The organism is Bradyrhizobium sp. 164, from assembly GCF_023073715.1.
Taxonomy (GTDB): Bacteria; Pseudomonadota; Alphaproteobacteria; order Rhizobiales; family Xanthobacteraceae; genus Bradyrhizobium.
In genome coordinates this window covers 11,271-24,731 of record NZ_JADPKA010000043.1, presented here as the reverse complement: position 1 = coordinate 24,731, position 13,461 = coordinate 11,271, and the positions used below count along the sequence as shown (strand labels likewise).

The 13,461-nt window shown below is 64.4% G+C and carries 12 protein-coding genes; 3 read left to right on the top strand and 9 right to left on the bottom strand.

Annotated features, from left to right (window positions below):
• Positions 1-32 precede the first annotated feature (32 nt).
• Positions 33-476, bottom strand: coding sequence for an RbsD/FucU domain-containing protein (locus IVB01_RS15565; RefSeq protein WP_247421974.1), 444 nt, complete (start codon positions 474-476; stop codon positions 33-35).
• 165 nt (positions 477-641) lie between these two features.
• On the opposite strand from IVB01_RS15565, the gene IVB01_RS15560 reads away from it, so the two are divergent.
• Positions 642-2,396, top strand: coding sequence for a caspase family protein (locus tag IVB01_RS15560; RefSeq protein ID WP_247469387.1), 1,755 nt, complete (start codon positions 642-644; stop codon positions 2,394-2,396).
• Positions 2,397-2,663: 267 nt separating this feature from the next.
• On the opposite strand, the gene IVB01_RS15555 is transcribed toward IVB01_RS15560, so the two are convergent.
• The 4 genes from IVB01_RS15555 to thiD all read right to left on the bottom strand — a co-directional run bounded on the left by IVB01_RS15555 (position 2,664) and on the right by thiD (position 6,581).
• A complete protein-coding gene (locus IVB01_RS15555) occupies positions 2,664-3,647 on the bottom strand; it encodes a threonine/serine dehydratase (protein WP_091892002.1) in 984 nt (327 codons plus the stop codon).
• A 63-nt stretch (positions 3,648-3,710) separates the two neighbouring features.
• Entirely contained in the window at positions 3,711-4,754 is a 1,044-nt protein-coding gene (locus tag IVB01_RS15550; protein ID WP_247421978.1) for a glycosyltransferase family 1 protein, read from the bottom strand.
• Positions 4,754-5,566, bottom strand: a complete 813-nt coding sequence (locus IVB01_RS15545; RefSeq protein ID WP_247278723.1) for a UDP-2,3-diacylglucosamine diphosphatase — start codon at positions 5,564-5,566, stop codon at positions 4,754-4,756. The genes IVB01_RS15550 and IVB01_RS15545 overlap by 1 nt, the downstream gene beginning before the upstream one ends.
• A gap of 214 nt (positions 5,567-5,780) precedes the next feature.
• Positions 5,781-6,581, bottom strand: coding sequence for a bifunctional hydroxymethylpyrimidine kinase/phosphomethylpyrimidine kinase (gene thiD / locus IVB01_RS15540; protein WP_247278724.1), 801 nt, complete (start codon positions 6,579-6,581; stop codon positions 5,781-5,783).
• A gap of 442 nt (positions 6,582-7,023) precedes the next feature.
• On the opposite strand from thiD, the gene IVB01_RS15535 reads away from it, so the two are divergent.
• The gene (locus IVB01_RS15535) at positions 7,024-7,269 is read left to right on the top strand and encodes an Lrp/AsnC family transcriptional regulator (RefSeq protein ID WP_061878884.1); all 246 of its coding nucleotides are present in this window, start codon (positions 7,024-7,026) and stop codon (positions 7,267-7,269) included.
• Between the two features lie 147 nt (positions 7,270-7,416).
• Here IVB01_RS15535 and IVB01_RS15530 read toward each other — a convergent pair whose 3' ends face one another.
• Positions 7,417-8,343, bottom strand: coding sequence for a cytochrome c (locus tag IVB01_RS15530; RefSeq protein WP_247421980.1), 927 nt, complete (start codon positions 8,341-8,343; stop codon positions 7,417-7,419).
• A gap of 154 nt (positions 8,344-8,497) precedes the next feature.
• Between IVB01_RS15530 and IVB01_RS15525 the strand changes: the two genes are divergently transcribed.
• A complete protein-coding gene (locus IVB01_RS15525) occupies positions 8,498-8,914 on the top strand; it encodes a CHRD domain-containing protein (protein ID WP_247278726.1) in 417 nt (138 codons plus the stop codon).
• A gap of 72 nt (positions 8,915-8,986) precedes the next feature.
• Here IVB01_RS15525 and IVB01_RS15520 read toward each other — a convergent pair whose 3' ends face one another.
• The 3 genes from IVB01_RS15520 to IVB01_RS15510 form a co-directional block, all read right to left on the bottom strand.
• Complete coding sequence (locus IVB01_RS15520; RefSeq protein ID WP_247469384.1) at positions 8,987-10,270, bottom strand: cystathionine gamma-synthase family protein; 1,284 nt, start codon at positions 10,268-10,270, stop codon at positions 8,987-8,989.
• Between the two features lie 252 nt (positions 10,271-10,522).
• Positions 10,523-10,969, bottom strand: coding sequence for a cytochrome c (locus IVB01_RS15515; protein WP_247421985.1), 447 nt, complete (start codon positions 10,967-10,969; stop codon positions 10,523-10,525).
• 86 nt (positions 10,970-11,055) lie between these two features.
• Positions 11,056-13,365 (bottom strand): xanthine dehydrogenase family protein molybdopterin-binding subunit, encoded by a 2,310-nt coding sequence (locus IVB01_RS15510; protein WP_247421989.1) that lies wholly within the window; start codon positions 13,363-13,365, stop codon positions 11,056-11,058.
• Positions 13,366-13,461 lie beyond the last annotated feature (96 nt).

The window sequence follows — 13,461 nt, the reverse complement described above, 5'->3', positions numbered from 1 at the left end:
GAGTTCTGCGCGACGTTGCGCAGAATGATTCCTTAGCTGATCACGCCCTTGCGGATCAGGAAGCAGCCATAAGCTCGGCTGTCGCCCACCTGCACGACGCCGAAGCCCGCCGCCGCCGCGCGATAGAAATGCGTGCGTGAGAGTTTGCCGGGAGCAACGGGGCCGCCGGCCGCGCGTTCGATCTCCGCCAACACGGCGCGCTGCACGTCCGGGACTCGATCGGAATCGTCCACCGGCATCATCACGCGCACCGGATCGGGATCGAAATCGTCGAGCGGATAGAGCGTCATGATTGCGCGGACGGCCGTCTCCATGCGCATGCCAGGCAACTGGATCAGGCGCTGCGACGAGGTCGCCGCGGCAATGCGGGTTGCGGGATGGTTCGCGTCGACGACCACGAGATCGTCGCCGTGGCCCATCGAGGCGAGCAGCCGGAGCAGGTCGGGTGTCAGGATCGGATCGATCGATTTCAGCATGTGACGGACTGTCCTCCCAAGCGATGGCTAACCATAGCAGGTTCCAAACGTGATTCAGATCACGGAGCCTACCATCGTGATCGTGATCACGGACGTCAAACTCGAACGCGGTCAGGCTTCTTCGCAACCAATCTCGCATCGAGATGAGTGCCAAAGGAGCACGCCATGTTCCGCCTAAAGCATTTCCTGATGACTGCGGGTCTTCTGGGAAGCCTGTTCGGCTTCGCCTGCGGACCCGTTTCCGCGCAAGTCGCCCCGGTTGCACCGGCTCCCACTGTGCTGCAAGGCCCGGAGCAGCGGGTCGCGCTGGTGATCGGTAATGCGAACTACCAGAACGCGCCGCACCTTGCGAACCCCGACGATGACGCGCAATCGATGGCGCAGTTCTTGAACTCGGCCGGCTTCGAAGTGGTCGCCGCGACCGACTTGACCCAGAACGACATGCTGCGCGTCGTCCAGGACTTTTCCGCCAAGGTCGCTTCGCGCGGTCCGAACACGGTGGCGATGGTCTACTACGCCGGTCACGGCGTGCAGCTCGCCGGCGAAAACTATCTCGTTCCCGTCGACGCCAAGGTCTCGAGCCCGACCGAGCTCGTCAACAATTCGGTGCGCCTGGTCGACGTGATGTCGACGCTGGAGACGATCCCGAGCCGCATGCGCATCGTCATCCTGGATGCCTGCCGCAACAACCCCTTCCCCCAGATCAACGACGCCGGCCGCGGCCTTGCCATTGTCGATGCGCCGAACGGCTCGATCGTCGGCTACTCGACCGCACCGGGGGCCGAAGCGCTCGACGGCACCAACGGCCACAGCCCCTACACGCAGGCCTTCCTGAACGTCGCGCGCGAGCCCAACGTGCCGATCGAGCAGCTGTTCAAGCGCGTGCGCCTGCAAGTGAACCAGACCACCAGCGGTGCGCAAATCCCATGGGAAAGCTCGTCGCTGACCTCTGATTTCACCTTCTTCGGCGACACCGCCGTTGCCGCCAACCGCGCGCCGGTGAAAGCGCCAGTGGTGCAAATGGCCTCCAACCTGCCGAGCCGCTCGACCCGCCAGGCCTATGACTACGTCGTGTCCGAGGGCCGGCCGGAATATTATCAGGAGTTCATCCAGATGTACCCGCACGACCCGCTTTGCGACCACGTCCGCTGGCTGCTCAACAATCTCCTGATCTCGCAGGCCTGGCACAAGGCTGTGCTCGCGAATTCGCCTGTTGCCTACAAGAGCTTCCATGACAGCTTCAGCAACAGCCCCTATGCGCATGTCGCGCTGAAGCTGCAGGCGCAGCCGAAGGAGATCCCGTTGATGCAGGCGACCAAATTCCTGGCGCCGCAGAACATCGCCCCGACGCTTAAGATCGGCAATCTCGGTCAGCCCAAATACATGCCGCTGATGCAGCAGGACAATGGCGGCGCGCATGTAAACGGCAATTTGCCAGTCGTGCAGAAGCCGCTCGATGGCAACCTGATCGGCAAGCTCGGCAATGGCGGCCACATCGTCAACCTGCCGGCGGGCAACAACCAGCCGAACCAGCAGAACGGCACTTCGTCGCAGACCCCGGGCAAGATCGTCACCCTGCCTGCGCCGACCAACACCATGCCGAATGGCGGCAACGCCAACGGCAAACCCGGCAAGATCGTGAGCATGCCGGTCAATGTCGGCAAGGGCGGCCCGAACGTCGAGGCGAAGCCCGTTCAGAACCAGAACCACCCGATCCGCATCAACAATGGCAACACCGGTATCGTGAAGCTCAACACCAATGCGGCGAACAAGGTGCAGGTCCAGAATAACGTAGCGAACAATCGTCCGCAGCTCAACTCGATGCCGACCCGCATGGTCAACAGCGGCAACAACTTTCGCCAGTCGATGAACCAGGCGCCGAGCATGGGCGGCAACAATCGCCGGAGCTTCATGCACTGATCGCGCGGAGAAAGTGCGCACCCTCCCCCGCTTGCGGGGGAGGGTGCTTCCACAGTCGAGGACCCCCGAGAGGAAAGAGCCCCCACCCGGCGCTTCGCGCCGACCTCCCCCGCAAAGCGGGAGAGGTTGCACCGAGCAAGGGGCGAGCTGAATCCGCCAAGCACAATGCGAAAGGGGTAGAGCGGCAACGCTCTGCCCCTTTCTGGTCATTCCAGATTGTGCCATGAGGCGCAGGCCGCGCTCATGCGCGCCCCGGAATGATGCTAGCTAAGCCACCAGCTCGGCGAACAGATCCGCATCGACATTACCGCCGGAGAGCACGATGACGACGTTCTTGCCGGCGACGTCGAGACGTCCCGCCAGCAGAGCGGCAAGGCCCACGGCGCCGCCCGGCTCCACCACGAGCTTGAGCTCGCGATAGGCAAACGCCACGGCAGCACCGACTTCGGCATCCGACGCGGTGACACCGCGCGCGAGCAGCTTGCTGTTGATCGCAAACGTCATCTCGCCGGGCATCAGGGCCATCAGCGCATCGCAGATGGTGCGGCCTGCCGGCGGATGCGGCTCGCGATGACCCGCGGTCAGCGAAATGCCGTGATCGTCGAACGCCTCCGGCTCCGCGACTACGATTTCGGCCAGCGGATAGCGCGCCTTCACGGCCGTCGCGACGCCCGCGATCAGGCCGCCGCCGGAAGCCGGCGCCACCACGATGTCGGGGGCAAGGCCGAGGCCCGCCATGTCCTCGGCGATCTCGCGGCCGGCGGTGCCCTGCCCCGCAATCACGAAAGGATCGTCATACGGCTTGACCAGCGTCGCACCGCGCTTCTCGGCAATGCCGCGCGAGATCGCCTCGCGGTCGTCGCGGTCGCGATCGTACAGCACGACCTCGGCGCCGTAGGATTTGGTGCGCTCGCGCTTGGACAGCGGCGCATCCGCAGGCATCACGATGGTCGCCTGCATGTCGAGGATCTTCGCCGCGGCCGCCACGCCCTGGGCGTGGTTGCCGGAGGAGAACGCGACGACGCCGCCGGCGCGCTTGTCCTGCGGAATCGAGAATACCTTGTTGAAGGCACCGCGGAACTTGAACGAGCCGGTGCGCTGGAGCATCTCCGGCTTCAGGAAGACCTTCGCGCCGACGCGCTCGTTGAGCACGGGGAAAGACAACAGCGGGGTGCGGATGGCGTAAGGCGCGATCACGCGCGCTGCGGCGTCGATGTCGGCGGGGCCGACCGGGAGGAGCTGTTCGGTCATATCAGACCTTATCGCGGCCTGGGAGCCGCGAGCAAGACACCTCCCCGCGAGGATTTTGGTCGATTAGGCCACGAAGCGCGGCTGTTCCGCCCCGTTCCGGCAGGGCAGCACCGCGCCCAGTCCCTCGATGCTGGCGACGAAAGCCCGGGCCGAAGCCTCCCAGGTGTAATTGGCGGCGAACGCGACGCAGTCCTGCCTGGAGATGTCGAGCGCGGCGAAGCAGGCGTTGCGCAGATCGTGATCGAGCGCGCCGACCGGCGCATTGCCGATCACGTCGCGGGGCCCCTTCACCGGAAAGGCCGCCACCGGCAAGCCGCTTGCGAGCGCTTCCAGCAGGACCAGGCCGAACGTGTCGGTCTTGCTCGGGAACACGAAGACGTCGGCCGCAGCATAGATTTCCGCCAGCGCCTCGCCGTGCTTCTCGCCGAGGAAGATCGCGTCGGGATAGGCCTCTTCGAGCGAGGCCCGCGCCGGACCGTCACCAACGATCACCTTGGTGCCGGGCAGGTCGAGGTCGAGAAAGGCCTCAAGGTTCTTCTCCACCGCGACCCGGCCGACCGAGAGGAACACCGGCGCCGGCAGACAGAGGTCGATCGCGCGGGGATGGAACAAATGGGTATCGACGCCGCGCGGCCACAGCACGACGTTGTCGAAGCCGCGCTCGGCGAGCTCGCGCGCGAGCGCAGGCGTGGCCGCCATCACGGCGCGACTGGGCGCATGGAAGCGGCGCAGCGCGCGCCAGATCAGCGAGCCCGGCACCGGCACGCGAGCACGGACATATTCTGGAAAGCGGGTATGGAAGCTGGTCGTGAACGGCAGCTTGCGCTGGCGGCAATAGCGGCGGACCATCAGGCCGATCGGCCCCTCCGTCGCGATGTGGATGCTGTCCGGGCGTGCTTCTTCGATCAGCTTTGCAATTCGCGCCGGGCGCGGCATGGCGAGGCGCACGTCGCGATAGCTCGGCATCGCAAAGGTGCGGAACGATTGCGGCGTCAGGAACGTGAACGCGACGCCGAGCCCCTCTGCCGCGTCGGCCAGCTTGGTCAGCGTCCGAACCACACCGTTGACTTGCGGGTGCCAGGCGTCGGTCGCGACCAAGATGCGCATCAGGCAGCTCTTGCCGCGACCTGCGGGACGGTTGCCGGCTTCTGCAAATGATCCGCCCAGGTGATGATCTCGAAACGGCCGTCGTCGTGCTCGACCAGCGCGGTGCAGCTCTCGACCCAGTCGCCGCAATTCATGTAGCGAATGCCGGCCTCGTCGCGGATCACGGCGTAATGGATGTGGCCGCAGATCACGCCGTGCGCGTCGTGACGTCGCGCTTCGGCGGCGAGCGCCTGTTCGAACGCGCCGATATAGTTCACGGCGTTCTTGACCTTCTGTTTGGCCCATTGCGACAGCGACCAATAGGGCACGCCGAACAAGCGGCGGAAGAAGTTGACGAGGCGGTTCATCTGGATCGCGAAATCGTAGGCCTTGTCACCGAGATGAGCGAGCCAGCGCGCGTTCTGCACCACGAGGTCGAAGATGTCGCCGTGAATGACGAGATAGCGCTTGCCGTCGACGCCGGTATGAACGGTGTTCTCGACCACGTCGATGCCGCCGAAATGCGTGCCGTAATAGTTGCGCAGGAACTCGTCGTGATTGCCGGGAATGTAGATGACCTTGGCGCCCTTGCGCGCCTTGCGCAGCAGCTTCTGGACGAGGTCGTTATGGGATTGCGGCCAGTGCCAGCTCGATTTCAGCGCCCAGCCGTCGACGATGTCGCCGACGAGATAGATGGTGTCGGCATCGTGGTAGCGCAGGAAGTCCAGCAGAAGATCGGCTTGAGAACCGCGGGCTCCGAGATGGACGTCGGAGATGAACAACGTGCGAAAGCGCCGCTCCGGGCTCTCGTCACTCACATCGTAACTTCCCATGCGCCAGCCTGTAACAATGTCCCGTGACAGGGGGATGACCGATTGAACTCTTGAGGCACCTTCCGATACGAATCAAGCCTTGCCTCGCCTGCCCTGCGAATATCAGTCGCATGCGACAATCAGGCGACATGGCGCGCAGCGCCTCGTCCAAGATCAGATTGGCACTGGAAGCCCGGAGGGCAGGCGCTCCCTCTCCCGCTTGGGCGAGCGGTCGTCAGTAGAACTTGTGGAAATGATGGATCGGCCCGTGGCCGTGGCCGACGCTGAAGCGGTCGGCGGCGCCAATCGCAGCGCTGATCCAGGCCTTGGCGCTGCGGACCGCCTGCTCGAGCGCCTCGCCTCTGGCGAGACCCGCCGCGACGGCCGAGGACAGCGAGCAGCCGGTACCATGGGTGTTCTTGGTGGCAAGGCGGGGCGCCGCTAGCGCGATGGCGTTGTCGGCATCAACCAGATAGTCGACGCTCTCCGCGCCCTCGCCGTGTCCTCCCTTGATCAAGACCGCGCGGCAGCCGAGCGCCAGCAGACGGCGCCCCTGGCTTTCGATCTCGGCCTGGTTGGCCGCGACCGGTGCATCGAGCAGCGCAGCGGCCTCGGGCAGGTTCGGCGTGATCACCGAGGCCAGCGGTATCAGTCTCGTGCGCAACGCCTTGACGGCGTCGGAGGCCAGCAGCCGGTCGCCGGATGTTGCCACCATCACGGGATCGAGCACCACGTGCCGGGGCGCCCAGCGCGACAGCGCGGCCGCGATCGCGTCAATGCTGGCGGCCTGGGCCACCATGCCGATTTTCACAGCGCCGACATCGAAATCGGAAAACACCGCATCGATCTGCGCGGTGACGAACTCGGCCGGCACCGCATGAATACCCGTGACGCCGCGCGTGTTCTGCGCCGTCAACGCCGTGATGGCGGAGGCGCCATAGACGCCGAGCGCGGCAAAAGTCTTCAGGTCCGCCTGGATGCCGGCGCCCCCGCTCGAATCGGAGCCGGCGATAGTGAGCGCCACGGGCGTCGTCATCGCCGGAGACATCTGCTTGATCCGGACACAGCCATGGCCTGTCCTAGCGCGACCGTGGAACACCAGCAAGCGCGACCAGCGGCAAGCCACGCCGATTCGCGACACAGCCGTGCTCCAGCTAAGGCCCGCCCGGACCCGAAAAGCCATTTGGCGGGAGCCTTGCGCGCAAATGTCGAGATCAGGACGAGCTCGGGCTGCGGCATGATCATGGCCTTTGCGGATCGCGCCCAGCTTGAATCCGGGCCGCGTGCATGCGCAAGCGATCGTGCTGACCAAGCCGTATCGCAAGATCGAGCTCGCGCAGCGGCTCAGGGATGCATTCGCCGCCGTGGCCGTCACCTGCTGAGCGCCGGACCCGCATCTGGCGGCAGGCAAGTTCGCTTGCTAAATCCGGCCGGTTTTGGCCTATTAGCCGGCTAGATGTGCTTTCGGAGTGACCGCGATGGTTCCCTTTTTCGTCCAGATCAAATGCAAGCTCGGCCAGTCCTATGTGGTCGCCAATGCGCTCGCCGAAGCCGAGATCGCCTCTGAGATCTACTCCACGGCCGGTCAATACGACCTCCTGGTGAAGTTCTACGTCGACAAGGACACCGACATCGGCCATTTCGTCAACGAGAAGGTGCAAGTGCTGCCAGGCATCCAGGACACCCTCACCATCATCACCTTCAAGGCGTTCGGCACCGGCTAACGGTGCGTCATCGATGCGGGATAAGTTTGGTTTATATCGTACGAGCCAACGGTTCACCTCTCTCGAAGGGAGAGGTCGGATCGCATCGATAGATGCGATCCGGGTGAGGGGTTACAGTCTCACGATCGAGCTAACCTTCATCACGCACTAGCTGCCCTGCTTGCGCTTGGGCGGCGTCGGGCCGTCCACCGGCGGCAGCGATTTGACGTAGTCCGCCATGGCCGCGAGATCCGCGTCCGGCAGTTGCGAGGTGTTCTTGATCACACGCGTCATCGCGCCGCCGACGCTGTCGCCATCGGGCAGTTCGCCAGTCTTGAGGAAATAGGCGATGTCCTTCGCGCTCCACTCGCCAAGGCGCTTCTGGGTGATGTTGGGGACCCAGCCCTCGCCTTCCGGATTGGGGCCGCCGGCAAACCGCTCGCTCGCGATGATGCCGCCAAGCGCGTTGCGCGGGCTGTGGCATTCGGCGCAATGGCCCAAACTGTTCACGAGATAGGCGCCGCGATTCCATGCCGGCGACTTCGCGCCGTCGGCGACGAACGGCTTGCCGTCCAGAAACAAGAACTTCCAGATGCCGACATTGCGCCGGATGTTGAAGGGAAAACTGACATCATGGTCGCGCACCTTGCCCGCAACAGGCGGTAGCGTTTTCAGATAGGCGAAGAGGTCGAGCACATCCTCACGCCCGGCGTGCCGATAGGACGTATACGGAAACGCCGGAAAATAGTGCTGCCCGGCCGGCGAGACCCCGTGCATCACGGCGTTGACGAAATCGGCGTCGGTCCATTTGCCGATGCCGTCATTGGGATCGGGCGAGATGTTCGGCGCGTGAAACGTTCCGAACGGCGACTTGATCGCGACGCCGCCACCGAGCCTGAGACGATCAGGCTGATTGGGAACGGCATGGCAGGACGCGCAGCCGCCGGCGTTGAACATCACCTCGCCATTGGCAAGATCAGGCGCGTGCGGCGGCGTGGTGCTCGCGGCTGCCACTACGGGCGCGCTGAGCCACCAATAGACGCCACCTGCGGCAAGCGCAGCGAGCAGCGCCACGAGAATTGTTCGTTGCAACATGCACGTCCATTCGTTCTGGCGGCGAACCTACGACCGATCTGCGCGCGGCTCCAGCCACGAAGAATTTAGCCTGCCCCGGCTGGAGACGGGAATAAACTGAAACATCGGCTGTTGGAAGTTTAGCAGCCCAAACGGGTTCAGCAGGGAGAATGTTATGAACAAGACCGTCATCGCCGTGTCAGTGCTCGCGGCCGCTGCTTTCGCAGGGCCGGCCAGCGCCGAAAAGCTGAAAGCAACGCTCGATGCCAAGTCCGAGGTGCCGGCAACGACCAGCAGCGGCACCGGAACGGCCGATCTGGACTACGATGCCGCCAGCAAGAAATTGTCCTGGACTGTCACCTATTCCGGGCTCTCTGGCCCTGCCACAGCCGCTCATTTTCATGGCCCGGCCGAAGCGGGCAAGAACGCCGGCGTTGCGGTCGCGATCCCGAATGCGACATCGAGCCCGGTCAAAGGCGAAGCGACGCTCACCGAGGCGCAGGCCGCCGATCTGCTCGGCGGCAAGTACTACATCAACATCCACACGGCGGCGAACCCCGGCGGCGAGATCCGCGGCCAAGTGACGAAGTAAGCGCAAACGCTGCGTCGTCGCGGAAGGGCCGGGCGCAGGAGGGGCGCCCGGCCTGTTCGATTCTCGCCACGCTCAAGCCGCGTTCAGTGCCTGCGTGAGATCTGCGATCAGGTCCGACGGATGTTCGATGCCGATCGACAGCCGGATCGTGGAATCGAGGACACCGATTTTCCGGCGGATGTCGGCGGGAACGCCGGAATGGGTCATCGTCGCGGGGAGGCTGGCAAGCGATTCCGTTCCGCCGAGGCTCACCGCGAGCTTGAAGATCTGGAGCGCGTCGAGAAATTTGACCGCCGCGTCCTTGCCGCCGACGATGTCGAACGAGAACGTGGAGCCGGCCCCCGAGCATTGCTGTGCGAACACGCGTCCGGCCGGCGACGTATCCTCGTGGTGACCGAGATAATGGACCTTCGCCACCTTGGCGTGACCGCGCAAAAAGTCGGCCACGAGGCGCGCATTCGCATCGGCCTTCTCCATGCGCAGGCTCAGCGTCTCCAGCGACCGGTTGATCATCCAGCAGGAATGCGGATCGAGCTGGGTACCGATAGCGCCGCGCAGCGCCTTGATGCCCTTCATGATTGCTTTGGAGCCGAGCGCGGCGCCGGCGATCAGGTCGGAATGACCGCCGACATATTTCGTGAGCGAGTACAAGGAAATGTCCGCGCCATGCTCGATCGGCCGCTGAAACACCGGTCCGAGCAGCGTATTGTCGCAGGCGATGATCGGTGTGTGCCCCTGGCTCTTCCCGATCGTCTCGGCGACACGGCGCATCATCGCAATGTCGACCAGCCCGTTGGTCGGGTTGGCGGGAGTTTCGATCAGAATCATCGACACCCGGCCCTTGCGCATGGCCTCCTCCGAGGCCTGGCGGACCGCAGCTTCGTCAACGCCATCGGCGAAGCCGACGGCGCCGATCGACAGACGCGCAAGCGTGTTCGTCAGCAGGGTTTCCGTCCCGCCATAGAGCGGCTGGGAGTGCAGAATGACATCGCCTGGGCGGACGAAGGCAAGGATCGTCGTCGCAATGGCCGCCATGCCGGATGAGAACAGGGCGCAGCTCTCGGTGCGTTCGTAGATCGAGAGCCGGTCCTCGACGATCTCGCTGTTGGGGTGATTGAAGCGCGAATAGACCAGGCCCGCACCCATCCCTTCCGGCGGCTCGCGCCGGCCGGCGACGAAATCGAAGAAGTCCTGGCCGTCATCGGCCGTCTTGAAGACGAAGGTCGAGGTCAGGAACACCGGCGGCTTGATGGCGCCTTCCGATAGTTGCGGATCATAGCCATAGGTCAGCATCAAGGTTTCCGGATGCAGCATATGGTTGCCGATGTGCGTCTTCGACGGGAACGGTTTTGCCATGGCCTGTCTCGCTGTTGCTTCAGTTCCTCGCCGGGCGTTGGAACCCTGATGTCATGAGGCAGTCAGGCGCGAGATGCGCCAGCATGCAACAGCTCACATCAATGCCGCCGCGGCTGGAGCAAAGATAACCGCTCTCACGGCGATCCGTCAGGCCTTGCGGACCGATTTCCCCCTGGGCCGTGCGCCAACGCAAAAAGGCGGCTGCTTGGCAACCGCCTTTCTCGATTTCCCGTACCCCGGATGATGTTGGCGTCAGCCGTTCTTCACGCGGTAGGTCTCGTGGCAGCCGCCGCATTCCTTGCCGATTGCAGGCATCGTCGCCTTAAGCGAGTCGAGATCCTTGATCTTGGCCTTGGCCTCGCCGACGAGCTTGGCAAAGCTCGCGACCCTCGCGTCGAAGCCGGCCTTGTCCTCCCAGACCTTCGGCGAGATGCTGTAGTCGCCGTCGAGCTTCACACCCTTGGCGCTGGCCGGAAACAGGTGCGGCAGCTTCTTGGCGGTATCCTCGAACTGCGCCAGCGCGCTGTTCACCGTAGCCTGATCATAGGGCTTCTCGCCCTTGACCATCGCCGAAATCGCGCCGGCGTTCTTGCCGTTGCCCTTCATGAGGGTTTGAACTTCCTTGGCAGAGTCCTGCTGCGCCCAAACCGCGCCCATACCGAACAGGAACGCGCCCCCGACAACCAACGCTCGCTTCATTCGCAAAGTCCTTTTTCCATGATGCAGGATCGTGCCGACCCTCCTGAGGCCAACACCGGTCGGCAGGGTTCATTCCATCGCGTGAATCACAGGCTATGGCGCCGGTGGTGCTCGTTGATCGCGATCCACACCCGCTCGGCCGTTGCCGGCATGTCGATATGGTCGATCTTGTATTCGCGCCAGAGCGCATCGACGATGGCGTTGACGACGGCCGGACAGGAGCCGATCGCGCCGGCCTCGCCGGCCCCCTTGACGCCCAGCGGGTTGGTCTTGCAGGGGACGTTGTTGGTCTCGAACACGAAGGCCGGCCCGTCCGCCGCGCGCGGCACCGCGTAGTCCATGAAGGTCGCGGTGATGAGCTGGCCGTCGCCCGCGCCATAGACCACCTGCTCCATCAAGGCCTGGCCGATGCCCTGCATGGCGCCGCCATGCACCTGCCCCGCCAAGAGCAGCGGATTGAGTGTCTTGCCGAAATCATCGACGATCACATAGTTGACGATTCTGATGATGCCGGTGGCCGGATCGATCTCGACCTCCGCCAGATGCGTGCCGTTGGGATAGGTGCCGTCCGCGCTGGCGAAGGTCGCGCTGCCGTTCAGCTTCGACGGATCGGCGCCGGGCCGCTTGGCGAGGTCGGCGAAGGAGATCGAGCGGTCGGTGCCGGCGATCCGGATCACGCCGTCGGTAATTTCGAGATCGCCCGCGCTCGCTTCCAGCGCCTGCGCTGCGAACTCCTTCAGCTTCTTGCCCAGCTCGCCAGCAGCACGCTCCACGCAAACGCCGCCGGTGGGTATCGAGGCTGAACCGCCGGTGCCGAGACCTGTCACGATCTCGTCGGTGTCGCCCTGGCGGATGTGCACACGCTCCGGCGGCAGGCCGAACTGTTCGGCGACGATCTGCGCATAGGCCGTCTGATGGCCCTGCCCGCTCGATTGCGTGCCGATCAGGACGGTGACGTCGCCATTGGGATCGAGACGGACATTGGCGGTCTCCTCGCCCATCACGCCACAGATCTCGACATAGCTGGCAAGCCCGATGCCGCGGATCAGCCCTTGCTTCTTGGCCGCCTTGGCGCGCTTTCCGAACTCCTTCCATTCCGCGATCTCCATCGCGCGCTTGAGATGCGCGGCGAAGTCGCCGGAATCGTAGATCTTGCCGGTCGCGGTCTTGTAGGGCAGCGCTTTCGGCGGGATGAAATTCTTGCGGCGGATGGCGTCCGGCGTCATGTCAAGCTTTCGCGCGCAGGCGTCGACGAGACGTTCGATGACATAGGCCGCCTCCGGCCGCCCGGCGCCGCGATAGGCATCGACCGGTACACTGTGGGTGAAGATGGTGCGCACCCGGCAGTGGAAGGCCTGGATGTCGTAGAGGCCAGGCAGCATGCCGGCCCCGCCATGCGGGATGTAGGGCCCGAAGGTCGACAGATACGCGCCCATGTCGCCCATCAGGTCGCAATCCATCGCGAGGAACTTGCCGTCCTCGGCTAGCGCCATCTTCGCGGTGGTGACGTTGTCGCGGCCCTGCGCGTCGCCCATGAAATGCTCGGTGCGGTCGGCCGCCCACTTCACCGCCTTCTTCAGCTGTCGCGCGGCGACTGCCATCAAGGCGTATTCCCGATAGGGAAACAGTTTTGTGCCGAAGCCGCCGCCGACGTCGGGGCAGATCACCCGCATCTTGTCGGTGGGGATATTGAGCACGTTCTGGCAGAGGATGTCGCGCAGGCGATGGCTGCCCTGGCTGCCGACGGTGAGCGTCAGATGGTCGCGCTTGGCGTCGTATTCGCACACGGCCGCGCGCGTCTCCATGAAGCTCGCGACCACGCGCGGATTGACGATGGAGATTTCGGCGACTGCATGCGCCTTGGCGAAGGCGGCTTCGGTCGCTTTCTTGTCGCCGATCGAGACGTCGAACAGCACGTTGCCGGGCTTGTCCGGCCAAACCTGCGGGGCCCCGGGCTTCACGGCGTTCACGACACCGGTCACCGCCGGCAGCGGGCTCCATTTGACCTCGATCGCCTCGATCGCGTCGCGGGCCTGGTCGATGGTCTCGGCGACGACGAAGGCGACGGCATCGCCGACATGGCGCACCTCATCCTTGGCCAGGATCGGGTAAGGCGGGCCGGTGAAGGGATCCGTCTCGAGGTTGAATAGGCAGGGCAGATTGCCGAGATCCGCAACGTCATCTGCGGTCAGGATCAGCGCGACGCCCGGCAAGCCGCGGGCGCGGCTCACGTCGATCGTGTATTTGGCATGCGCGTGCGGCGAGCGCAGCATCAAGCAGCGGAGCGCGGCCTGCGGCGCGTAATCGTCGGTGTAGCGGCCCTTGCCGCGGATGAGTGCGTCATCCTCTTTGCGCAGCACGCTTTGGCCAACGCCGAACTTGATGGGAGCCGCCATTTTCTTTCCCGTTCTCATGGTTGTTTTGCCGGCATATTGCCGTGGAAAAACCGGCAAGGCAAACGGGTTTGGGCATGCAGGGTCCGCCAAACTCGT